The 25,257-nt window shown below is 41.9% G+C and carries 19 protein-coding genes; 13 read left to right on the top strand and 6 right to left on the bottom strand.

From position 1 onward, the window contains the following. A partial coding sequence (locus L870_RS20130) for a hypothetical protein (protein ID WP_207637706.1) occupies positions 1 to 214 on the bottom strand: 214 nt, incomplete at its 3' end. Between the two features lie 830 nt (positions 215 to 1,044). Here L870_RS20130 and L870_RS16395 point away from each other — a divergent pair. From L870_RS16395 to L870_RS18260, 9 genes are all read left to right on the top strand, one after another. After that, positions 1,045 to 4,176: a CotH kinase family protein gene (locus tag L870_RS16395; RefSeq protein ID WP_051411364.1), complete on the top strand. Its 3,132-nt coding sequence runs from the start codon at positions 1,045 to 1,047 to the stop codon at positions 4,174 to 4,176. Between the two features lie 212 nt (positions 4,177 to 4,388). After that, complete coding sequence (locus L870_RS16390) at positions 4,389 to 7,397, top strand: glycoside hydrolase family 9 protein (RefSeq protein ID WP_028516832.1); 3,009 nt, start codon at positions 4,389 to 4,391, stop codon at positions 7,395 to 7,397. A gap of 408 nt (positions 7,398 to 7,805) precedes the next feature. Next, positions 7,806 to 8,369, top strand: a complete 564-nt coding sequence (locus L870_RS0102740) for a TetR/AcrR family transcriptional regulator C-terminal domain-containing protein (RefSeq protein ID WP_028516831.1) — start codon at positions 7,806 to 7,808, stop codon at positions 8,367 to 8,369. A 146-nt stretch (positions 8,370 to 8,515) separates the two neighbouring features. Continuing rightward, positions 8,516 to 8,974, top strand: coding sequence for a ferritin-like domain-containing protein (locus L870_RS0102735; protein ID WP_028516830.1), 459 nt, complete (start codon positions 8,516 to 8,518; stop codon positions 8,972 to 8,974). Positions 8,975 to 8,979: 5 nt separating this feature from the next. After that, entirely contained in the window at positions 8,980 to 9,375 is a 396-nt protein-coding gene (locus L870_RS0102730; protein WP_028516829.1) for a pyridoxamine 5'-phosphate oxidase family protein, read from the top strand. Positions 9,376 to 9,387: 12 nt separating this feature from the next. Then, a complete protein-coding gene (locus L870_RS0102725) occupies positions 9,388 to 9,570 on the top strand; it encodes an HTH domain-containing protein (RefSeq protein ID WP_028516828.1) in 183 nt (60 codons plus the stop codon). Positions 9,571 to 9,627: 57 nt separating this feature from the next. Further along, the gene (locus tag L870_RS19845) at positions 9,628 to 10,569 is read left to right on the top strand and encodes an MBL fold metallo-hydrolase (RefSeq protein ID WP_028516827.1); all 942 of its coding nucleotides are present in this window, start codon (positions 9,628 to 9,630) and stop codon (positions 10,567 to 10,569) included. 453 nt (positions 10,570 to 11,022) lie between these two features. Further along, positions 11,023 to 11,733, top strand: a complete 711-nt coding sequence (locus L870_RS18265) for a type II secretion system protein (RefSeq protein ID WP_051411363.1) — start codon at positions 11,023 to 11,025, stop codon at positions 11,731 to 11,733. 477 nt (positions 11,734 to 12,210) lie between these two features. Then, entirely contained in the window at positions 12,211 to 15,333 is a 3,123-nt protein-coding gene (locus L870_RS18260) for a carbohydrate binding domain-containing protein (RefSeq protein WP_051411361.1), read from the top strand. Positions 15,334 to 15,451: 118 nt separating this feature from the next. Here L870_RS18260 and L870_RS0102705 read toward each other — a convergent pair whose 3' ends face one another. The 5 genes from L870_RS0102705 to L870_RS0102685 form a co-directional block, all read right to left on the bottom strand. After that, a complete protein-coding gene (locus tag L870_RS0102705) occupies positions 15,452 to 16,066 on the bottom strand; it encodes a hypothetical protein (protein ID WP_028516826.1) in 615 nt (204 codons plus the stop codon). 48 nt (positions 16,067 to 16,114) lie between these two features. Next, positions 16,115 to 16,564 (bottom strand): DUF3021 family protein, encoded by a 450-nt coding sequence (locus L870_RS0102700; protein ID WP_242836474.1) that lies wholly within the window; start codon positions 16,562 to 16,564, stop codon positions 16,115 to 16,117. Beyond that, on the bottom strand, positions 16,561 to 17,010 hold the full coding sequence (locus L870_RS0102695; protein ID WP_028516824.1) for a LytTR family DNA-binding domain-containing protein: 450 nt from the start codon (positions 17,008 to 17,010) through the stop codon (positions 16,561 to 16,563). Before L870_RS0102695 ends, L870_RS0102700 begins: the two co-directional genes overlap by 4 nt. Positions 17,011 to 17,061: 51 nt before the next feature. Then, positions 17,062 to 17,835, bottom strand: a complete 774-nt coding sequence (locus L870_RS0102690) for an MBL fold metallo-hydrolase (RefSeq protein ID WP_028516823.1) — start codon at positions 17,833 to 17,835, stop codon at positions 17,062 to 17,064. 145 nt (positions 17,836 to 17,980) lie between these two features. Then, positions 17,981 to 19,705 (bottom strand): substrate-binding domain-containing protein, encoded by a 1,725-nt coding sequence (locus tag L870_RS0102685; protein ID WP_028516822.1) that lies wholly within the window; start codon positions 19,703 to 19,705, stop codon positions 17,981 to 17,983. Positions 19,706 to 20,002: 297 nt separating this feature from the next. On the opposite strand from L870_RS0102685, the gene L870_RS0102680 reads away from it, so the two are divergent. From L870_RS0102680 to L870_RS0102665, 4 genes are all read left to right on the top strand, one after another. Next, positions 20,003 to 21,289 (top strand): hypothetical protein, encoded by a 1,287-nt coding sequence (locus tag L870_RS0102680; RefSeq protein WP_028516821.1) that lies wholly within the window; start codon positions 20,003 to 20,005, stop codon positions 21,287 to 21,289. 401 nt (positions 21,290 to 21,690) lie between these two features. After that, complete coding sequence (locus tag L870_RS18255; protein WP_051411359.1) at positions 21,691 to 23,349, top strand: alpha/beta hydrolase-fold protein; 1,659 nt, start codon at positions 21,691 to 21,693, stop codon at positions 23,347 to 23,349. Positions 23,350 to 23,619: 270 nt separating this feature from the next. Next, positions 23,620 to 23,922, top strand: a complete 303-nt coding sequence (locus L870_RS0102670; RefSeq protein WP_028516820.1) for a hypothetical protein — start codon at positions 23,620 to 23,622, stop codon at positions 23,920 to 23,922. A 61-nt stretch (positions 23,923 to 23,983) separates the two neighbouring features. Then, positions 23,984 to 25,009, top strand: a complete 1,026-nt coding sequence (locus L870_RS0102665; RefSeq protein WP_051411357.1) for a metal ABC transporter substrate-binding protein — start codon at positions 23,984 to 23,986, stop codon at positions 25,007 to 25,009. Positions 25,010 to 25,257: the final 248 nt, after the last annotated feature.

The raw sequence follows: 25,257 nt of genomic DNA, 5'->3' as shown, positions 1-25,257 counted from the left end.
ATGAGCAGGTAAATGATCCTGCGCCCGGCTGCATTGAAACCTGACCCTGACTGTTCTGGTTCCACATTTCATAATCGTATCCGCCGATGTTTCCTCTCTGCTGGGCGTCAGCAGCATTTGCTACCAATGCAGCAGGACCCGATGGAATACATGAAACAGCCATCATCGCAGTCATACCTGCGCTGACCAATCTTTTGAAATTGCTCTTTTTCATGTCGATCATTCCTCACTTTCGTTTCGTAATAAATGATATCCTTTACAATTAAAGAAAATCGCAAAAGTTGAGTTGGACTTTTGCGGCGTTTCTTTACGTACATTTTATTACATTTCTGTGAACAATTCAAGTCGAAATTTGCTGATTCTTCCATATTAGCCTGATTCAAGCCTCTCCTGCACATTTTTGATTGTTTTTTTACTACTTTTTTGGTTGAATTCTCTATTTGGGGTTGGGATTTTCTTATTTTCTATAATTTAAAGAGACTCATTTTTTAGCACGAAAATGACATTTTTTGCTATTTTTGACTAAATATTAGTATATTATTGCGCTCGCATAATTTACAAATCGAATATTCTTTTTGAAAAATTACTCTGTGAAAAATGCAAACTGTATTTTTAGTATCCTATTATGCTGATTGTATGATTTAATTTGTGCGTTTTGCTGCGATTGGTTGTTACAAATATTACAAATTAGTTTTTATATTTTGTCATTGATCTGTTTTGGAACGTTTCTGCGTTGTATAAAATAGCTAAAATAATACTCTCCGCAATATCGATATAATAAGCGATCGATTGTTTAATTTTTTATGCAATAGCAACATAGTGACAATAGAGTGAGCCTTTTTACCATGAATTTTTTACTTTAAACAAATAAAAAAATCGGTTAAAAGGCTTGAAATAGCCTTGCGTATATGCTATAATGATTAAGCTGCCATTATTAGAAATATATTTGACCATTGACACAAAAATATTATATATGATTTTTTTAAACACTGATTTTATTATGGCAGCAACCGAGGATTATTTTTTCAGATGAGGTGGAGGAAAATGAAAGCAAAAACTAAAAGTCGTAGTATTGCGGGAATACTATGTCTTGGTATGCTGCTGCAATCAGCGACATACCTTCCTGCAATTGCTGAGACAAACGGACAGGTGACATTCAACGAAGTCTGCTCAAAGAACACAACATATCACGCAGCAGACGGGAACTGTTATGACTGGATCGAGCTGTACAACAACAGCAAGACAGAGGCTGATATTTCGGGGTGGGGACTTTCCGATAAAGAGGATCAGCCCTTTAAGTATGTTTTCCCGAGCGGAACTCGTATAGCTGCCGAGGGAAGACTTGTTGTCTTCTGTGACAGCGACGCAGCAGCAAACAACAAAAGCATAGCTCCATTCGGTATTTCAGCTTCCGGCGAGACTCTTTTACTGTCAGATGCAAATGGAAATGCAGTCAATACAATTACTGTCGGTTCTCTTGCAGCGGATACATCATTCGGTCAGTATCCAGAGGGAAGCGGAGAGTATTATGTTCTTAATTGCACTCCAGACAAGAAAAATACAGAACCCGAGGGTACAAATGCTGTACATGCTCCTGTATTTTCACATGAAAGCGGTCTTTATGACAGCGATTTCAAGCTTACGCTCACAGCTGATGAGGGCTGCGATATATACTACACAACAGATGGCAGCGATCCTGTATACGGCTCTAAAAAGTACACCGAGCCGCTTACTATCAAGGATATGACCGATAACGAGAACCGTCTCAGTGCCCGTACAGATATAGTTCCGAACGGTGCAGAAGCACCTCGCGGAAACGTTGATAAAGCAGCTGTAATAAGAGCTGTTGCAGTTGACGGTGAGGGACGCCCAAGTGAATACATTACAAAGGTATACCTTGTAGGCAAGACGAATTCCGGATATTATAAAAACATGAAGGTAGTATCAATTGTTACCGATCATGCAAATCTCTTTGACGAGAATAAGGGCATATACTGCCTCGGAAGAGTTTATGAAGAGAATAAACACGGCAGCGAAGACAAGTGGCCGTGGGAAATAAAAGCAAATTACACCATGAAGGGCAGAGACTGGGAGCGTCCTGCTGTATTCACAATGTTTGATAACGGTGAAAAGGTCATCGAGCAGAATGTGGGCATCCGCATAAAGGGTGCATACTCAAGATGTCTTGCTCAGAAGAGCTTCAATGTATACACCCGCAGTGATTATGGAAAAGAGGAGTTTGAATACGACTTCTTCTCCGGAAAGGCAACAAAGGCTAAGAACGGAAAAGCTATCAAGAAATATGACGGTATCGTCCTCCGTAACGGCGGAAATGACAATACAGGTGCATTTTTCCGCGACAGTATAAACCAGAGCCTTGTGACTGACAGAGCATTCGCAACTCAGGCTACTTCTGAGTGTATCGTACTGATAGACGGTGAATTCTGGGGAATCTATCAGGTAATGGAAAAGCTTGGCAAGAGCTATTTCAGCGATCATTACGGCGTTAAGAAGAGCGATGTTGCAGTAATAAAGAACAACGGACTTGAAGAGGGAAGCGACAGCGATCTCAACGACTGGCGCAGAGCCTGCGACGGCATATCAAACGGCAGTATGTCATATGATGAGTTTTGCAGCAAGTTCGATATCCAGTCTGTTATGGACTATTTTGCAGCTCAGATCTACTGGTGCAATGCCGACTGGCCGCAGAACAACTTTATGGCATGGCGTTCAAATGCTGTAGATGCTGAAAATCCATATGCCGACGGCAAGTGGAGAATGGTAGTCTTTGATACCGAATCGGGACAGGGACTTTACGGCACAGAGGATAAGGTATATTCAGCTGACGGCTTCAGACGTATACGCGAAAGCAACTGTCAGCTTGCAAGGGTGTTCAACAGCCTTATGAACAATGAGCAGTTCAGGCTTAAATTTGCAAGAACTATGATGGACCTTGCAAATTATAACTTTACTCCCGAAAGAACGAAAAAGGTCATAGAAAGCTACAGGAACAATTTCAGACAGCAGATAATTGATACATATTCACGTTTCCATTCGGGCAGCTTATCAGGCTCAAACGCCGAAAGACGCTTTGACGGCGATATTAATACCGTTATCGAGTTCTATGCTCAGCGTTATTCCCATGCTGAACGTACACTGCGTTCTGCTGCAAAGCTTTCTTCCGAGCCGCGCAGACTTACTGTAGTGAACTCTGCCGACAACGGAAGCATAAAGCTCAATACTCTTGAGCTCGGAAGGATAAGCAGCTGGAGCGGCAAATATCACACGGATTACGATATTTATATAAAGGCGCTTCCGCTTGAAGGCAAGACCTTCTCACACTGGAAGGTTAACGGCGCAAGGATAACAAACGGCGATACTACTACAGCTTCTATCAAGGTAAGACTTGAAGGCGATGCAACAGTAGAAGCAGTTTACGTAGGTTCTGAAAATGAACAGCCAACTACTACAACAACTACTATTAAAACTACCACAAAGACTTCAACAACTACCACAACCACAAAAACTACTTCAAAGACAACGACCAAGACAACTTCAAGCACACCGACTGTAACTACTTCATCATTCAAGCCGGGCATCGTATCTCTCGGCAAGGTTGTGCAGGCTGAAAAATATGACATAAAGTCTGGCATAGATACCGAAAACTGTTCAGAGGGCGGACTTGATGTTGCATATGCCGAGAACAATGACTATATCGGCTTCAAGGACATTGACCTTACAGGAGTAAAGAAGATCGACTTCCGTATTGGTTCAAACGGTGCAAGAGCACAGCTTGAAATACGAGTTGACGATCCTAACGGCAATGTTATAGGCAGAATGGATATCAAGAGCTCAGGCGGCTGGCAGACATGGAATACACAGGCTTGCTCGATACAGGAGACCAATGGCAAGCATGATATTTACTTTAAGTTTGTGGGCGGAGACGGTTATCTTTACAATATCAACTGGTGGAGAACGGATAAACGTGATGAGAAATACGCTCTCGGAGATGTCAACGGAGACGGAGAAGTTGATGTTTATGACCTTTGCGGTATGAAAAAAGCAATTGTAAACGGTGACGTAAAGAATTTCGGTGCCGCAGATATGAACGGCGATGATGTTATAAATGAGACCGATCTTGAACTGCTCAGAAAGTTCATCAAGGGCGAGTGTTGATCTGTTTTAACTAATAAAAGGCAGCTATGCTGCCTTTTATTTTTTATGTACCTGTTTCTTTTATTCTGCTTTTGAAAGTGAATTTTAAAAATGGAGATTTCTGATCACATTTTTACCAAAAGTCTTGCACTATTCAACAAAAAATCTTGACTATTCACTCTTAATAATGTATAATAATTGTATAATGCATATATTAAAGGGAGGGTTAAAAAATGCATAAAAAAACAAAAAAAATGATCTCAGGCATTATGTCAATGGCAATGTTAGCAACATCAACTGCTGCTTATCTTGCCCCCTTGCAGTCGTCGGCTGTTCAGGTACTTGGTGAAACTTCGTTTGAAAGTAAATCTTTGCCGTGGAATATCTGTTCAGCAAGTCCTGCAAGGCAAAATTTTGATATCAAGGACGGGACGTTCCATATCCAGATATTAGTGCCTACAGGTGCTGATAAGGAAAAATGGGATCTTCAGTTCAGGCACAGAAACTTGAATTTCAAACAGGGTCACGAGTACAAAGTAAGCTTTAAAGTCAAGGGAAACAGATATGGCATGGAGCTTTGCTCATATATCGGTGCTCTCAATGGTCAGGAAGAGTACTTCGAGCTTGACGGTGGATCAATGGATATGCACATGGGACCTGATATGGAAGGTCAGTGGCCGCAAAAAGCATTAAATCTCACAACTGAATGGCAGACAATTGAGGGTGTATTCAAGCCTACTAAAGATCTTGAGGGATGCCAGTGGGTATTCCAGTATGCAAGGGGTACACAGTATCAGGGAAATGCTAAGGAGGGCGATGAGATATGGTTCGATGATATGTCTATCGAGTGTCTCACCTGTGATGAGGATCCCGCCAATGCAGTCTGCGGCTGGCCTGCTGACAGCACTTTGGGCTTAACTATACCCAAAAGTGATGTGCGTCTTAATCAGGTCGGATATTACACAACAGCAGATAAAAAGGCTACATATGTTACCGAAAAGGATAAAGAAGCTATTGGTTTCGAGCTTGTCGACAAGGACGGTGAGACTGTATATACAGGTAAGAGCGAGCCTGCCGGATATGATGAGATGGCTGGTGAGTACTGCCATATAGTTGACTTTTCAAAGTTCAATACTCCCGGCGTATATAAAATAGTTATGGACGATAAGAAGGACGACGGTAAAAATATCAGTCATGAGTTCAGCATAGGTGATGACATCTATAAAAACGTCCTCAGAAACGCACTTAATTACTACTATCAGAAACGCTCGGGTTCTGATGTGGAAGCGAAGTATGTTACCTCAGGAGATAAGAATACTATTGCCCATAAGGACCCTTTTAAGAAAGATGTTGCATACGTTCAGTCAAGATGGCATAATGAATATTTTGTTCGTAGCTATTATGTAGATTCATCTATAGATAAATATGTCTCTCTGGACGTTTCCGGCGGTTGGTATGACCCGGACAATCATTGCAAGAGTATTTCAAGCGGCGGAAATACTGTATGGCTTCTTCAGAATATGTACGAAAGATCAAAGGAAAACGGAACTGAAGGCAAATGGGCTGATGGCAAGACCATTTCTGTTCCAAGCGAATACAGTATATCAGGCAAAAGTGTGAGCTGTGCAGGTACTCCCGATATCCTTGACGAAGCAAGATACGAACTTGAATTCATGTTCAGAATGATAGTTGATCCCGAAAAGGACAGCATATGGGGCGAAGAATATGCGGATTTTGTTTACGACAGGGTAAAGAACGTATATTACGAGCCTGTACCGTATTCTCCTTTGAATTACATCGGCGATTATGAGATGCCTCGTATTATTTGTCCGCCTACATACAGTGCTACGTTTAATATGATAGCCTGTGCAGCACAGGCTGCTCGTTTGTGGAAGGGAATTGATGATGACTTTGCGCAGGAATGCCTTGAACATGCAAAGAAATCATGGGAAGCCGTCATAAAATACAAAGCTGATTTTGAATACAAAGAAGGTATACACAGTGACGATGCATGGAGGTCAGATGTTCATTTTGTTCCTTTTACTTCCTATCATGATACTGATTCATACAATTCTGATGTTGATGATGATGCTTACTGGGCAGCTTGTGAGCTCTTTGCAACTACAGGCGACGAAACCTACTATGATTACCTGAAAGAATTCAAGAGCTTGGAAACATCTGATGAGGCTAAGCAGTGCTATGCTTTTGGTGTTCCGACCTATCTTCCTATGATCGAATCCGATGGTGAATTCTGTTCATTTGACAGAAACAATAAGATAGGCTGCGGAACTCTATCGCTTTATCTCAGCGATAAGACAACAGATGCTGATAAGGCAACGATAAAGAAAAACCTTACGTCTACCGCCAATAAGTATCTTGATCTTGAAAGCGATACGAAAAATAATGGCATGGGCGTTCCGTACAAGAATGTACAGTGGTATGACCCATACACCTATCCGCAAGATTCATATGCAGGCTACGGAATCGGCTCTAACAGTACAATTGCGAATAATGCTTTGATAATGGCATACGCTTATGATGCAACAGACGATAAAAAATACCTGAACGGAGCTTTGCAGGCTTTAGATTATATTTTCGGCAGAAACGGACTTGGTTTCTCATATGTTACAGGCTGCGGTTCATATCATGCGCAAAATCCTGTTGATGAATACTGGGGATATGAGCTTGACAAGAACTATCCGAAGGCTCCCGACGGAGTTATGGTAGGCGGCCCTTATACTTGGGTAGCTGACCAGTATGTACGCTCTTTGGGACTTGCTCCCGATAAAACATCTCCGCAGAAATGCTATGTTGATTCCATTGAAGCATGGTCGGTAAACAGTCCTGCTCTTGACTGGCAGGCAGGCTTGGTATGGAATATGGCGTTCTTTGAGGAGATACTGGATAATGCTCCCGAAGTGACGACCACAACGACCACGAATACAAGCACTGTTACTACTACAACTACGACTGTAACAACAACTGTGTCCACAACTGCTGTCACAACAGTTGATACACCTGTCCCAATGGTTATGAAAGGTGATGCTAACTGTGACGATCAGCTTGATATGAGCGATGTAGTTCTCATTATGCAGGCTCTTGCAAATCCGAATAAATATGGTGAAAACGGTACAGACAAGAACCATATTACTCCACAGGGTATAGCAAACGGTGATGTTACAGGTGACGGTCTGACTGTCGGTGATGCACAGGCTATACAGAAAATGTTACTTGGACTTTAATAAAAGTTCCGCATCTGCGGTTGGCTTCAGGCATGATATTATCTTTCAGCTTCTCCTTCAATAGTAATTTATTGCCTGAAGATGAGGATTAATTTTTATATCAAAATATTTTGGCGGCGAGTGTAGTATGAATTACACTCGCCGTTCTGCTTTTTATTTGTCAAATCCCACAAAAATTATTAATCGGCTTAGTATTAAAGTATTTTAATCTCAGCTTGTTCATTAATACATCTGTTTTTTCTGTACAGAATATAGTGATCGTTCGGTTGCATTTTCTTATTGTATCACGTTCCTTTCTTTGTGTGATTTTGATATCGGCGGCAAAATCGGGCTTGCTTTGGGGATAGATTGACTTATACAGCGACTTATGGTAAAATAATAAAAAAATAACTTTTCAAGGTGATAGCAATGAAAAGGAAAACCACAAAAGAGCTTCTTGCCGAATCTTTTCTTGAGCTTGTGCAGACAAAGCGTATCGACAGGATAACAATAACCGATATAACGAATAACTGTGGTATGTCGCAGCCAACCTTCTACAATCATTTCAAAGACAAGTACGATATGATCGTATGGATATATACAAACCATGTGCGTGAGATCATGTGTAGGATCGACAACAAGACTTTTCTGTGGAAGGATTGCCTGCTTGGTGCCGCCTTATACTATTCCGATAACTCCGAGTTTATCAAAAATGCTCTGAAACACACAAGCGGTCAGGATTCGTTCATTGAGAACGTCCGGAGAATCAATACAGCAGCTTTGAAAGCAGAAGTTCAGAAACACCTGATGACTGAGTATATCCCCGATGAGACCATGGGAATAATAAAGTTCTATTCTTATGGACTCGTGCAGTTTATGCTTGAATGGCTGCTTGGAGATATGCACTTCTCGCCGCAACAGGTCGCTGAAATATGGGATAAGAGCCTGCCCGAACCGCTGAAACAGTATCTATATCCCGCTGAAAATGATTGAATTTTTGTAATTTACCCCATTTTATAAAATCCTTTTGTAAAGTGGGGGGGATTTCTAAATTGACATATCCTGCCTTGTCTGTTAAGATTTTACTATGGCAGGCAGAAAGCTTGCCGAAAATCATAAATAAACGGAGGTATGTCATCATGGCAGATACAAAAAGAATTCTTGAAGGTTTACAGATCATAGTTACCGATCTCGCACAGCAGGCGGACGGTCACGCTATCCAGTCGAAGATATTCGCAGCACAGGGCTTTTCCAAGCTCGGAGCAAAGTACGCAGGACACGCAGCAGAAGAAAGAGGCTATGTTGACAAGTGCATCGACCGTATCCTCGATCTCGGCGGTGAAGTTAAGAACGGCGCGAAGAAAGAAGAACCCGTTTTCACTGATATTGTAGAGTATATCAAGTATGATCTCCAGACTTCTAAGGACGGTCTTGCTTGGCTGAAAACTCTGGTAGAGGAAGCAAGAGACGATTACTCCACCTTTGATATGCTGAAGACATATTATCAGGACGAGGAAGAAGACCTGTACTGGGCTGAGCAGCAGCTTGAACTGATCGAAAAGATCGGTCTCCAGAACTGGCTGAACCATCAGCTTTGATCGCAATGTTACCCGACAATGTAAAAAAGGTTTTCAATGAAAATCTTTGGTATATAGCGACCTGCGGTGATGAGCCGAATGTTGTTCCCGTCGGCTTCAAGCGTGTATGTGATGACGGAAAACTTGTGTTAGGCGCTCTTCTGCTTGAAACCACTCTGGAAAATATAAAGTCAAACGGCAAGGTCGCTGTTGCCTGTGCAAATCCGCTGACGGGCGAAGCCTACCAGATAAAGGGGACGGCGGAACTTGTGAATGAGGGCGAAGCCTATGAGCATTACTGTAAGCTTACGAAGGACACTTTCAAGGGCGCTATGGAACTCAAATGCGTAGTTCTGATCACGCCTGAAAGACTGATATGCGCTTCTTCCAACGAGCATAACAAAGAAGAAATCGAAATATAGGAGGTTACACAAATGGCAGAAAAGGAACAGATACTTGAAGCAATGAAAAAGGCTGGTGAACCGCTGAATGCAGGCAAGATCGCTGAGCTGACAGGTCTTGACCGCAAAGTGGTTGACAAAGCAATGGCTGATATGAAAAAAGACGGTTCTATTGTTTCTCCCGTAAGATGCAAGTGGGAGCCTGCTGAAAAGTAATATAAAAAGGCTGTCGGTATGACATCGGCAGCCTTTTCCGTAACAAGGAGGAAAACTATGGAGATCAAAGCAGTTAAATTCAGAAAAGACGGATTTTATACACAGCCTTTTGTTATGGGCGGTGAGGACGGTGCGGAGAAATATGACAAGAATATCCGTTATCGCGGCAGTTTGCAGAACTATCTGATTGACACAGGCGATGAAGTCATTCTTGTGGATACAGGTCTTCCTGCGGGAACGCCCGAAGAAGTGCCCGATGAGAACTCACCGATCTTTACAGGTAAGGATATTTGCAGCTATATGGAGGCTTTTGCAGCTCTCGGCTATCAGCCCGAACAGGTCACTAAGATTCTGCTGACTCATAAACACAACGACCATTCGGGCGAGTTAAAGTCTTTTCCCAACGCTAAGATATATGTGAACGAAGATGAAGTATCCGCAGCTGAATTGCAGGGGCTTGAAAACATAGTTACCGTGAAGTTTACGGACGGCGCATATCATAACTTCCCCGAAAGCCAGAAGATAGCCGAAGGCGTTTATCTTATCAAAGCGAAGGGACATACTAACGGCAACAGTATTATTATTGCCGAGAATGACGGACTGTTCTATATGCTTCACGGTGACATCACCTATGTGGACGAAGCGCTTTGTGAGAACAAGCTGTCTGTTGTATATGATGACTTATCTGCGGCTCGTGAAACTCTTGACCGTGTGCGTGAATTCGTAAGGAACAACCCGACTGTTTACTGTGGTACACATACACCGCAGGGCTATGAAAACCTTGAAGCAAAACGAATTATGGACTTGGATAATCCTGTGCCTACTGTTCTTGCAGAGGTGGATTTCTCGGAAAAGAAAGCGACAGGCAAATATGTATGTTCTATATGCGGTTATGTCTATGATCCTGCGGAGCATGACGGCGTTGCGTTCGAGGACTTGCCCGACGACTGGAAATGTCCGAGGTGCAAGCAGGGAAAGGATAAGTTCAATCCTGCGTAAAGGATACGCCCGAATCGGATAAGTTTCCGAGAAAGAACTGTATGCATTGCGATACGATAGAGTAACAAATCAGGAATATGATAAAATAGAGGCATTCGTTTTAGTGCCTCTGTTTTGTCCTGTTCAGTTCATTTTTTCAATATTTCCGACAATAGCAGCACACTTTGCGCAGCTTTTAATTCTTTTGAATCACTTCATATGAAAATTGTTTTTAACTTTTTGGAGATATTATACATATTTTGTATGCTAATTTATAAATTCCGGAATGTATAATATACGCTGATTTGCATTCGTTATTTTTTACAATCAGTAATGATGCGCACTGTTTAAAGCCACGAAAATACGCAGATATGGTGCAATGTTCATAAATTATACATCATTTTTGTTGAAATGTGTAGTATTATATAACTAAGGAATAATATGTTTATTTTGATAGAGAAGGAGGCTGCGGATATGAGAAAAACGAAAGGATTTACATTGATCGAGCTTATAGTAGTCCTTGCAATAATCGGCGTTCTTGGAGCCGTGGTCGTTCCTTCTATATTGGGATATATCAACTATGCCAAAAAGAAGGCTACCGTTGAAAACGGCAGAACCATCTATATGGCAGCTATGCAGGCGCTTGAGGACGAAGATGCGTATGCTTCTTTCTATACTCCCCAGAATAAATGGGTCGCTTATGAGGCAACTGCGGACGGTCATGTTATAAACACTACGACCGAGTACAAAGGCGTTTCGAGCACTTATTCACTGAGAATAGACAACCTTAACACACCTCTTGCTCAGGAAGGAAATTATCGTTTTACCGTTGTTGCAAGAGTTGACGGCTGCACACATTCCACAGGCAGTGACTGGAAGAATCCTTCGCATATTACTCACGTTTTCAGAACATGGGATTACTCGGACAAGAGATATAAAACATTCGTGCAGAGAATGTGTTCCGAGCTTGATATGAAAATGGGAGAGCAGAAGGGGGATAATTTCCAGGTTAAAATGCCTTATAATAAGCGTGAGGATGGCGGAAGCCTGCCGCTTGTACGCTGGCTGATAGTTTATCGTCTTGATGATCCAGCACAAGTAGAAGTCTGGGCAGGTGACGGCTATAAGAGCGAAAACGGTCCTGCATACCGAGTTTATCCTAATCCTGCAAGTAATTATAGATAATAACTGCGAGGCATAAAATAAGTGCAAAACCTATATGAACGCTTACGTTTTTTCGTAAGCGTTCATATTTTTTATCGGTACAGGTTAATAAAATGCTATTTGTTTTAGAAATAGGTAAAAATGTTGTCACAAATCAGTTAAAAACAGCAAAATATTGCGGTTTTGTTGACCGCTTATTGCTAAAATGTGACCAAAAATTGCCGAATTTGATATTACACCTTTACTTTTTTTGATATATATTGTATAGTTGTATTGAAGATATTGTGTAAATCTTACAAACAATTGTCATAAAAACAACTTTGGGTGTAATATGTTAAAACACAATAACCTGTTTCGTTTTTTCGCTTCGGAGATAAGTCAGTTCCCTCTATTCATTTGCATGACAAAAACTGATCGCTTTCCGATGCGGAGCATTGTACTGTTCTGGCTTTTTGGCATTAAGCTCGGAACCGTTAAAAAACAAAAGGAGTGATCGAAGTGAAAAGTTCAAGAGTAAAAAAGATCATCAGCGGAACCGTATCTGCAATGATGATCGCAGCAAGTATTCCGTTTTCATCTTCAGCTGCTGTCGGTAATATTGATACAGGCAGTGTTACAGGCGGCAATGTAGGCGGCGGCTTCGGAGGCTGGGGCGGCAACGGAGGCGGCATGGACTGGAGCGGCTTTGCAGGCGGCTTCAACGATACTAATAACACTATAGGCGCAGATGCAGGCAGCGGCGGAAATGCAAAGTCAGGTCTTAACGCTGAGATAAAGAACGATATGCCTACAACTGTTCCAAACGGAGCAGAGCAGACCAGCAAGTGCAAGGTCGAGAAAAAGACCTATATGTGTAAATTCACAGGCAAGCAGAAAACTTGTAATGTGATCCTGCCTCCTAACTATGATTCAAGTAAAAAATATCCTGTAATGTTCGTTCTCCACGGTATCATGGGCAGCGAAAACGACATGGTAAACGGTATGGGCGTACAGGAGCTTATGACAGGTCTTATGTCAAGCGGCAAGGCTGAGGAGTTCATCGTTGTAACACCTAATATGTTTACAAGTAAGACTATGAGCGGCCCGAGCGGTATCAACCAGCAGACCTGTGCAGAGTACGATAACTTCCTCTATGACGTTACAGACAGTCTTCTTCCTTTCATCAAGGAGAACTATCCAATAAAGGAAGGCAGAGAGAATACAGCTATCACAGGTTTCTCAATGGGCGGCCGTGAGGCTATCTACTGCGGACTTATGCGTCCTGACGTATTTGGCTACGTAGGCGGTGCTTGTCCTGCACCGGGTATTACACCGGGTTCGGATATGTATATGCAGCATCCGGGCTGTATGCAGGAGAGCGAAATGAAGTTCAGAGACGTTGGTCCCGAGCCTGCTGTATTTATGATCACAGGCGGCACAAATGACACAGTTGTTGGTACTTTCCCGTCACAGTACAGCAGTATACTTACAAAGAACGGCGTTGAGCACGTTTACCAGTCGATACCCGGCGGCGGACACGGTGCTGACTCTGTAAAGCCTCATCTCTATACATTCTTCAGATATGTTTTCAAGGGCAATGAGTCACAGACCGTTACAACCACAACAACAGCTACAACCACCACAACAACTACTACCACAGCAGCTCCTGTTGTTACAACAACTGTTGACATCAAGGCAGCACTTGAAGCTAAGGTATCAAAGTGGGGCGACGCTAACAACGACGGCGACGTTGATATGAGTGACGTAGTTCTCATAATGCAGTCACTTGCTAATCCTAATAAATACAAGCTTGGTGATCCGGGTATATATAATGCAGATGTAAGCGAAGCAGGCGGCGGTATCACTTCAAACGACGCACTTGCTATCCAGAAGTTCCTCTTGGGTACAGTTCCGAGACTCCCTGAGAGCTATTCAAGCAATGCTTCAGTAGGAACAACTCCTGCACAGACTACTACAACTACTGCTCCTGTAGTTACTGCAACTACAACTGCTCCTCCGGCAGCAAGCACTTTGATAAAAGAAAACTTTGATTCAGGTGTTGGCGACTGGACGGGCAGAGGCGGAGCTTCTGTTGCAGCATCAGATACTGCGTACTATGGCACTTCGGGCAAGTCACTCTTTGTTTCAGACAGAAGTGCAGAGTGGAACGGTGCAGCTATCGCACTTGGCTCTGACTTCAAGGCTGGTCAGACATACAGCGTAAGCTTAGGAGCTCTTCAGCTTTCAGGCAGCGATGCAACTATCCAGATCTCACTCCAGCAGGGAGGTAACGGCGGCGGAAGCGCTGTATATACATCTATCGCTAAGGCTTCATGCAAGAGCGGTGAGTGGACAAAGATCGAAAATACATCATTCACAGTGCCCGATAACGCAGGTGATATGACACTCTATGTTGAGACAGTTGAGTCCTCCGGCGATCTTATGGACTTCTACATCGACGATGTTCTGGTTGCAGCAGAGGGAACACAGTCCTCAGTTGTAACAGGCGGCACAGGTCTGGTTCCTGAGATAATCATTCCTGAAAAGCCTGATATCGACACATCAAAGTGGGACAACTATCAGGAGACAGCTTCTGCTCAGTATATTGACTTCTACAAGAGCTCGATAAAGCATTTCGGCAATACCTACAGACTTGACAGCAAGCTTGCAGCAGCTGAAGCTGGTTCACCTCTCACAATAGCTTACCTCGGCGGTTCCATCACAGAGGGCAAGAACTATACAACACCATTCTCAAATTATGTAAAGTCTACATTTGCAAAGGGCAGCTTCAAGGAGATCAATGCAGGCCTTTCAGGTACATCTTCAGTTGTAGGACTTGTCCGCAGCGAGCAGGAGATCGTTTCACAGAAGGCTGACATCATCTTCCTTGAATTCTCGGTTAACGACCATGAGGACATCATGTACAAGAAGTGCTTCGAGAGCTGTATCAAGAAGTTCCTTGATATGCCTAACGAGCCTGCTGTAATCGTTCTTATCACACGTGCAAAGGGCGGCTTCTCAAGCCAGTCACAGATGTATCCTATCGGTAAGAACTTCGATATCCCTGTAATCAGTATGGACGATGCTCTTACAAAGGCGTTCAACAGCGGATTCCTCCAGCCGGGCGACTATTACACAGATGAGTATCACCCGCATCAGAAGGGCGGACAGCTTGTTGCAGATTGTCTCGCATATTACTTCCGTCAGGCAATGAAGAGCGAGCATCTCTCAGCTTCATATGAGCTTCCTACAAAGGCTGTATATGGTATGGAGTATGCTAACTGCGTAAACGTAAATCCAAAGGATCTGGGTAACTTCAATGCAGGTTCATGGAGCGCAGGTTCAGGATATAACAGCAGCAAGTCACTCAACTACTCATACAACCTCAACGGCGGTAATCCGATGAAGTTCAAGACTCAGGGCAAGGGACTCATCATCGTATTCAAGGCTAACAGCAGCGGTATGGGCAGCATCAATGTTACTGTAAACGGCAAGACCACAAAGGTAAACGGCAACAAGCAGTACACATGGGGCGGTCCTGACGCAGAGCTTGGCTACTATCAGGAGACTTCTGGAGATCTCGATGTTTCAATCACAGGAAGCGGCAGCTTCACTATCTGGGGCATAGGTCTCATAAAGTAAGAAGTATTAAAGCTGAAATGTGAGCATAAACAGTTCACATTGAAATGATAATACGTCTTTTCAACGAAAAGTGAATATCAAGATAAAAAGGATATAAAGCAGCTGCTTTATATCCTTTTTAAATTATGTCGTATTTCAGTGCGTTATCGCCTGTGTTATAGTATCTGTGCCATGCAGAACGGTAGCACAGATATGCCTGATAAAGCTTAATGTCCTCATCGGGATCAATTTCGGGATTAGTTATCCAGAGCCCGCGTTTCCATTCATAGTTTGTTGCTTTATCATTGAGCTTGAATACCTTGCCCGAGAGAAGATAAAATATGATCTGTGAGCGGATCTTTGGAACAGCCCGAAAGTCCGCATCAGCACATTGAGTTAGTATCGAATACGGATTATTCTTTTCTTCCGTCCTGTCGTAATAATGCCTGTATTTCGCATCTGCGATATCATCAAAGCTGATTTTTCTGTGTCTCAGCAGCATTTTCACTTTGATATGGTCACTTTCAATGATCAATTTGGTACCGAATATTTTTTCGGCTATATACAATAATATGGATATTATCTCGGCTGCACCGCAAAGAATAAGTATTCCGAAGAATATTTTTGCAGGCAGCTCGTCAAATATTGTAAAACCCAAAAATATAAATAACAAAAGCGCTGCTGCGGCGATTCCCCACGGGATAATGATACCATACAGGAAGGCTCTTGTTTCATGTCTGATCCTGAATTTCATTTCTCTCACCTCAGTATATCAGTATTCTGAACTGACATGACATAAAGATCATGGTTTTTCTTTTTTTATCTGTTCATCATCGGAATAACGTTTTTTCAGCTGCTGATTCATCCATGCTGTGTGTTTTCTTGCCACAAGATAGTGTACGCTGCAAGTAAATACGTAAATAAATACAACAGCAACAAAGGTCAGGGATACGGACAGAGGAGTTATCCTGCACCAGCCGAACATTTTCAGCAGCATAACTGTAATTAAGAATATCAGCAGAAAATGTAGTCCCCACAGGATCGCTGATATCCTGCCGCTTTTAGGGTCAAAGCAAAGAAGCACGGCTGTTGGCAGAGCGGTAATAAAACCGCTGAAAAGTATCTGCCACAGTATAGCATTTCCCACTTGCTGTCCCGAGAATGTAAGATATACCGCAGCAGCTATTATAACAGCTGTAGTTATGTCAACAAAATAATGCAGCAGTGAAACAAAAAATTCCTTTATCATCATTCGACCTCCTCAATACCGAGCTTTGCTTTAAGACTGCGTACATACTGCCGCGAGATAAGGACTTTCTCGCCGTTTTTCAGATGAGCCTCAAGCTTGCCGCTGAAAAGCGGTGACAGGTATTCTATTTTTTCCATATTAACGATCATGGATTTTGAACAGCGTAAAAAATCCAAAGGATTGAAAAGCTCTTCAAGCTCATAAAGCTTATATTTTACTTCGTAGACATCTGAATGGCAATAAGCAAAAACGCGGTTTTCATTTGCTTCAAAATAGTATACGTCATAGTATTTCAGACGCACTATCTTGTCGTCAAGATATCCTGTGAGTTCAGTTTTAGCATTCTGAAATGAAAGCAGCATAGAGATGAGGCGCTGATCTGGTGAGGCGCACCTGACTATTACAACGTCTTCATCGTTGGGCTGAGGGGATTCGATTATTATTCTCATTATCTTCCTCCGCTTTAGTGTTTTTTAGTATATCAAGGCAAAATCATCTTGTCATATCTCAAGTGTGCTGCCGTGTTTAAGCTTATATACGGCTGCACGTTTTTTTATATATTCTTCAAATCCTGATGTGTCTATCTCCGAACTGAACGGTGGAAATGTGTCATCAAAATGCGTCAGCAGAACAGCCTTAGGCTTTAGCTTATCGCAGATATTCGCTGCAACTTCGCATATATTCTTTGCTCCCTGATATGGAAAAAAAGCAAGATCGACGCCTGTAGGATAATCAATATCCTCTGCAAGTGCGAGGCTGCCGAGTATAAGTATACGCTTTCCGTACACCTCTGCAAGATAACATAGAGTTTCTTTTTTTTCAAGGCAGGATGATATCTTCCGCAGCTTTCCTGTAATACCTTTCAGGTTTTTAATGACGCGCCTGCTGCATATCGCATTTAAAACATCAATGGCATTTAATCTGATATGTTTTCCTTTGTATGCAGTAATATGGATATCTCCTATGTTAAAGGAAGAGCCTGCTTTTATAAGGTGCAGATTTTTTTTACTTACGCCTTTTCTGCAAAGAGTCCTGTACGGAGCATTCGTGCAGTATACAGTAGTGTCGTTCCGCACGATCTCGCTGATACTGCTTATATGATCGAAATGGCCGTGTGACACAAGAATATGACTGCAATCGGCATAAGCGTTTGCTGCTATCTTTATCCTGCTGTCGGGAAATGGGAAAAACGGATCTATCAGGAGCTGTGAACTGCCTGCGGTAATTCTTACCGAAGCCGTTCCGTACCATGTGATATTTATTCTTTCATTCATAAACAAGCTCCTTTGCTGTATGTTCACAGCCTTGAGGGCATAATATATCCTCGCGTATTATTTGCATCATATATATGATAACACATATCCGAAACCAATGTCAATGCAGCTTACCCCGTTAAAAATGCAGCTTACCTGATCATCGTCAGGACTCAGCAAGTTTTTTCTTGAAGCTTTCACCGTACATTCTTGATACATGGAGCTCCTCCTTGGTGGAAAGAACGGCAAGAAGAGTGCGGTTGAAGCCGTTTTTGTATCCGACTGTACGTTTCATATTTATAAGTGTTGAGCGTGATATGCGGAAGAAATCCTTTTCCGAAAGCATTTCCTCAAGCTCGAACAAACGCTGTTTTATCTCGTACTTTCCGCTTTTCAGGGCTGCAAAGACCTTTTTTTCTCCCGATTCAAAGTACAGTATGTTTTCAAGCGGCACTTTTGTTATAGAGCCTTTATTTATCACCATGACCGCAGCAGCTGATTTTTTTGTATCAGTATCATGGCGGCTGACGTCTGGTTTTGCATCGTTCTTTTGGCTTTGAGCATATTCAGTATACTGCTGACGTATACGTAGCATCTCAACTCCTATGGCTAACCTGTTAGCGAACTGCTTGGCGTGAAGTGTATACACATTGGGTTCGGCATAGCCGATAGTCATAAAGCCGCAGATATGCTTGTCGAATATCAGCGGCAGAACGTGGATATTCTGTATCGGACCGAAGGAAACCATATCGGGGTATATAGCCGTGACAGGGAATACAGCTGTTTCGCCGTTGATAAGGTAATCCTTGAGGAAGATGCATTTTGCATTTTCGTCGTTCTGTCTCATAAGATTAACGCTTACGCTGATCTGATTGCGGATAAGGTATTTATGGTTTTTTATGAAGAGAGAAAGCTCCTCCTGTGAGTTGACTTTATACAGCTTTTCCTCAAAGCAGCTGTTTCTGAACTCCATGTCAGCTATTTCCTGTTTATGCAGTTCATCAAACTTTGCGCGGACATTCAGCTTACTTTTTCTGCCGCAGCCGCAGCTTTCACCTGTGATGACACAGTGATTTTTACGCTTCAGCTGTTCTGTATCCTTGCCTGTTATAAGTGAATGGAGCAGTGCAACAGCCTTCTGACCGCAGAAATGAGTATCTGCTGTAAGGGTAGTTATGGATACAGCAGGATTTGAAGCATATGGCGAATCATCAAATCCCGTAACGAGGATATCCTCGGGAACTCGAAGTCCCACGAAAAACAGCTGCTTTATCAGCGCGTATGCTATTTCATCGTTAAGGCAAACTATAGCGTCGGGTTTTTCAACTGTGCCGTATGCGATATCCTTTGCAATGGCTTCCGCACCGGATATCCAGTAGCCTCCGTAAAGGAGATTTTCCTCACCGCAGGGAAGTCCGTACCTGTTCATAACATTAATAAATCCGTCTATGCGTTCATCGGGGATACCTTTTTCGCCGCCGAGGCAGCAGACCGACTTACAGTCGTGTACTGTTATGAGATGCTCCACTACTTTTTCAAAGTTTTTCCTGTTTTCAAGGCCGATGACATTGGGAAGCATATTTGATTCGCCTATTACTACCACAGGGCAGTTGCAGTTTTCGCGCAGTGCTTTTTCAATGGGGGGGATAAGGCACTTATGCGTTGAAAAAGTGTGCTCCACAAAAATAATGCCGTCATATCTGTTATAGTCGATAAGACTGTATATCCATTCCTCATTGCCTGTATACAGTTCACTGGTCTGAGGCATTGAGAAAGTAAAGGTGCGGTATCCATAGTAGTTAGACTGATTTTGTATACCCATGATAAAGCCGTCATTGTGGTCGTTTTTGAAGTCTGAAAATATTACGGCGATTGATTTGTCTGATGACATAAAATACCTCCTTATATTATTTGTTGAGCAGAGTGCGGACAAGATACAGATTTATTTGACGAAGTGTACATTCTGAGCGATGAAGTGCATATATTGTCAGCTTGTCATATGGCTGGCAGCTTAGTTTTGTTTTTGTACATTTCGTCGCCGATTTATACCTTTTATCTGTGAAATAATCGTCTTATCCCGAAAATATTGAGTTATTACGTGGGGTATGTTAAACTATGATCACAGTCAGAGAACACAGAGTTCCCTGAAACGCGAAAAATATATCAATACAAATGGAGGAAAAACACTATGAAAAAACTGGCAAAAGTTATTGCAGCTATATCTGCTGCAGCAATTCTCACTGCCCCTGTAAATATGACAGCATATGCTTATACCATCAGTTCAAGAAACTTTAAAGACGGAAAGCCAATGGTAAACAAGAGTACAGACGCCGGAAAAGGACAGCGCTGGGATTATTTCAGTTATCAGGATGATCTTCCAAAATTAGAGCAGGGTTTTTTGGACTGGAAGGGGAACTATACATTTCTTGCGACCGTTGATACAAATGGAAACGAATACGGAAACTGTGATATGTTTGCAATGCTTGACCGTAATGTAGCATTAACACCAAACATTGCAAAAGCAAGAGATTATGTAGACAATATAACTGTAAAGAGCCAGAAAAATCTTTACTATGCAGTTGTTATGGAATATAATAACAATTCGTCAGAAGATTCATACAGGGGCACAAGCAAAGAAAACCGTATAAAATACGAGCTTGGAGATTATGCTCTCAGAATGCTTGAAGGTCCGTATTTACAGAATATTCTGAACAAAATGTACTGTGAGACATCTGACGAATTAAACTACAGCTACATGAAGAAAAACAACGGATATGACTGTATATATTATCTTGATAATTATTATATTGCAGGTATGAGACTTACAAGCTCGGATCCTTACACAAGATTTGAAGAGCCTGTTCTTGAGCCTCATCCGAGCGGAAGAGGATTCCGTACAAAGATAGAATGTCATATCAGTACACCTTACAGAGAAGGAGATGCTGTATTCGGTTCAACATCAGGTAATTACAGCTTTAATGTTCTGAGCAATGTAAAAATGACCTGCAACGGAAGCGGCACAAGCGGAAATTGTATTGATGACTATACCAAATTAAATATAGGTCAGCGCACAATTTCAGTGCCAAAGTCTGAGTTTGACAAGGAATATACACTTTATGCAGGCTTGATCGGCAGTTATGACCTTGAGACCAGAATAAGCGGAAATGTGAAGAGTCGTTTCCTTGAAAACGCATTTACAGCTGCAAAGGTAAGCAACGGTGTGCTAAATATTTATATCGGCAAAAAGACCGACTTCGGCGATCCTAAATGGGACAACGGAACAACTCAGGAACAGTTTGAGGTATTCTTCAGATGCGGCGGTAGAGATAATTTGGGACACAGCAGATGGGTAAGGAATCAGCTCAGCAGTGTAACTCAGGTTCGTTTCTACCGTGACTGTACACCAACTTATGCAGGCAGACAGTTCTATTCTTACACTCCGAGCAGCCTTCTTGACAGACTCAATAACGGCTGATATAAGGTGAAAAGAGTATAACATCAGCTTTGAAGCGTCATATGCATAAACCGAATTTGCTGTATAAATATATGATATCATAAATAAAAAACTGCTGTCAATGCAACTTACCCTATGAAAAAAGCATTTTACCCACTGAAAAATACAACTTACTCTTAAATAAAAAAGGCGGCTTATGCCGCCTTTTTATTTGCATAATAATTCATAGAGATCAGATATACAGAATTCTCATGTCAGCAGTTATCGATAACAAAATAAATATGTGAAAAATCCGTTTTTTATCCACCAAAGCTGAAAAAAATGGGTTTAAAAACGGTTTGAAATGTTATATTATATATAGTGGATTAATGTATATTTTTCGATTCTCAACACAATATGTTACATCAAAGGAGGAATAGACAATGAGTAGGTTAAGATCATTCAAGGCTGTGATTGCAGGTATTATGGCAGGAACAGTTTCGCTTTCTGCTGCTTTGACAATGCCTGCGGCTACATTGGCTCTTACACCTGATGCAAACGGCTTTTATTACCATGACACGTTTGAGAACGGTACAGACGACTGGGAAGGAAGAGGAGGCGCTTCTGTTTCCACAGGCGGTACAGCTTTTGCAGGCAGCAAGGCTCTAACAGTCACCGACAGAGGCAGTTCATGGCATGGTACACAGAAAGCTCTCGATGCAGACTCGTTCAAGGCAGGCGAGGAATACAGCTTCAGCGTTGCAGTTTCAGGTTCGGGCAATATGATGCTTTCGCTTCAGTATACAGATGCTTCCGGCAAAACGATTTATGACCATATTGCTGACGGGGAGTCCTCAGGCGATTATGTAAAGCTTTCAAATCAGGCTTATAATCTTCCCGAAGGCTCGGGATATATTCTTTATGTTGAGACAGAGAGCGGTACAGGCGATTTCAGTATAGACGAGGTCATCGTTGCAAAGGCAGGAGTACAGACAGATGTGAAGCCTGTTGACGTTATACGCGGAGATTTCGACTCGGACGGTGATATTACAGTTTTTGACCTTATTGAAGCAAGAAAGGCTCTGATAAGCTATATGTCAGGCTCGACCGCAGGTATAAGCATGGGAATCGCAGATGTTGACGGTGACGGCAGCTTTGCAGTAAATGATCTTGTCCTTCTTTCAAAGTTCGTTCTCGGACAGACAAAGGAGTTCCCGAAAATAGTTACGACCACAACTACTACAACCGCTCCTCCTGTGACTACAACTACGGTCGCAGTGGACTATATGGCAAGTATCCGCGACAAGATAACTGTAAATGTGCCTTCTTCCGTATTGAAAAATGCCGAGGGTACAGTAGAGCATATCACATATTTCTCCAAAAAGGCAAATCGCAATAAGGGAGCAAACGTATGGCTGCCGCCGGGATATGACAAGAGCAAGAAATATCCTGTATTCTATGTAAATCACGGCTACGGCGGCGATGAATCCTCAATGATGAACGGCATGGGTGTGCGTGAGATAGCTACAAATCTTATCAAGAGCGGCGAAGCAGAGCCGATGATAATTGTATTCACAAACCAGTATACAGACCCTCAGCATGAAAAGCAGACAGGTAACGGACAGGCAGATGTTCCCGGATACGATAATTTCGTTGAGGATCTTCCCGACAGTCTTATGCCTTATATCGAATCACACTATCCTGTAAAAACAGGACGCGAAAACACTGCCATAGCAGGATTTTCTATGGGTGGAAGAGAATCTCTCTACATAGGAATGAAGTGCTGTGACAAGATAGGATATATCGGCGGAGGCGCACCTGCTCCCGGTATCTTCCCGACAAAGGATCAGTTCATGACTCACCCCGGTGTTATGAGCAAGGACGAGATACGTATTGATCCGCCGTATTCGCCTTATCTGCTCATGATAGCAGGCGGAACCAGTGACAATATGGTCAATGATTTTCCGAAGCAGTACAGCGATCTGTTTACTCAGCACGGTACAGAGAATATTTACATTTCCGTACCCGGCGGCGGCCATGACAGCAGCACTGTAATTCCGCTTATGTATAACTTCATAAGATTTATATTTAAGGCAGTATAAAGAAAACAGGAGTATGTTCAATGGACATACTCCTGTTTTTATATTAGTACTTTAGCTTTTACGACAGTTACTGATAAGATGTTTTTTTGAATATGATAACCATTCTCAAATATGAAATGGCAGTGAAATTTCTTTTGAAGATATTGACATTTCAAATGCTTGTGATATAATATATAAGGCAAATATGAAAATGATTATCATTTTGATGCTTGAGACAAAATACTTTAATGGTATTGCATATATAAATACTGATTAAAAGGAGATAGTCCTTTGAAAAAGAACATAAACAAGGGCATTGTTTTTATAATGCCGTTTATATTGATGCTTGTACTTATAAGCTCCGCTTTTTTTATAGCTCAGAACATTGATCATCAATGTGAAGGGGATAGTTGTCCTGTATGTACAGAGATTGCTTCGTGTCACAGTAATATACAGAATTTTGGCTGTACGGGTGCTGAAAGCACTTGTTCAACAGCTTTAGTCATAGGATTTATAGCGTATATAATTTGCGCTGTATTTTCTGTGTCAAATAATACTACACTTATTTCTCTGAAGGTGGAGCTTCTGGATTAGAGATTGCTGATGTATCCATATATTAGAAAGCAATCATTATTCTGATTCGGAGGTTCAATTTATGTTTAATAAAAAAATAACAGCGGCAATGTTCGGCATTGCTATGGCTGCTTCATGCCTTACAGGATGCAGCTCTGATAATAATTCTACAGATAATGCTGTTAAGGTAAAGACTTCTTCGCCGAAAGCTTCTAAGTCTTACAGTATAGTTTGTACTATTTTCCCTGAGTATGACTGGGTAAAGGAGATAATAGGCGATCATTCGGACAATATTGAAATGTCATATCTTCTTGACAGCGGTATTGATCTTCACAATTATCAGCCTACTACTGACGATATCATCAAGATATCGAACTGTGATCTGTTCGTATACGTTGGCGGAGAGTCTGATAAATGGGTAGAAGATGCTGTTGCTCAGGCGACAAACAAAGATATGAAGGTTATAAACCTCATGGATATTCTCGGTGATTCTGCAAAGGTTGAGGAACTTAAAGAAGGAATGCAGGGAGAAGAAGAGGAAGCCGATGAAGAAGAGGAGGAAGAAGGACCTGAATACGATGAGCATGTTTGGCTTTCTGTGAAGAATGCAAAGCTTCTCTGTGCAGAGATCGAGAATAATGTTGAAGCAATGGATACTGCCAACGCTTCTGATTATAAATCAAACCTTGACAGCTATATTTCAAAGCTCAATGAGCTTGACAATAAATTTCAGGCACTTGCTGACTCAGCTAAAGAAAATACACTTATATTCGGAGACCGTTTCCCGTTCCGTTACTTTGTTGACGATTACGGCTTTGATTATTTTGCTGCTTTTATCGGCTGTTCTGCTGAATCGGAAGCAAGCTTTGAGACAATAAAGTTCCTTTCCGACAAGATAAAGGAGCTTGACTGCAAAACTGTATTTACTCTTGAAAACTCAAATAAGGATATAGCTGATTCAATTATAACTAATTCTGGTCAAAAGGACGTAAAGATTGCTGAACTCAATTCGCTCCAGTCTGTCTCAAAGGATGATATAAAAAGCGGTGTAAGTTATATCTCACTTATGCAGAAGAATTATGACGTTCTTGAAAGTGCTCTGAAATGAATAAAAAAGATTTCGTTATACTTATCACAGGCTATTTCGGCTCGGGAAAGACTACAAAAAGGCAGATATTTTTGCAAAGCTTGAAAGCTGTCTGACTATATGATCCATCGCGCAATAACCGCAGTGGTATTCTTGGAGATATTGCATATCTAAATGGTACATCGTATCGTTAAAATGAAATTAAAAATCTGAAAAATAGTGTTTCTGATGTTTTATCAGAAGCACTATTGATTTTTTGTAAATAATAT

The organism is Ruminococcus flavefaciens ATCC 19208 (genome assembly GCF_000518765.1).
Lineage (GTDB): Bacteria > Bacillota > Clostridia > Oscillospirales > Ruminococcaceae > Ruminococcus > Ruminococcus flavefaciens.
This window is presented reverse-complemented; position numbering and strand designations above follow the sequence as displayed.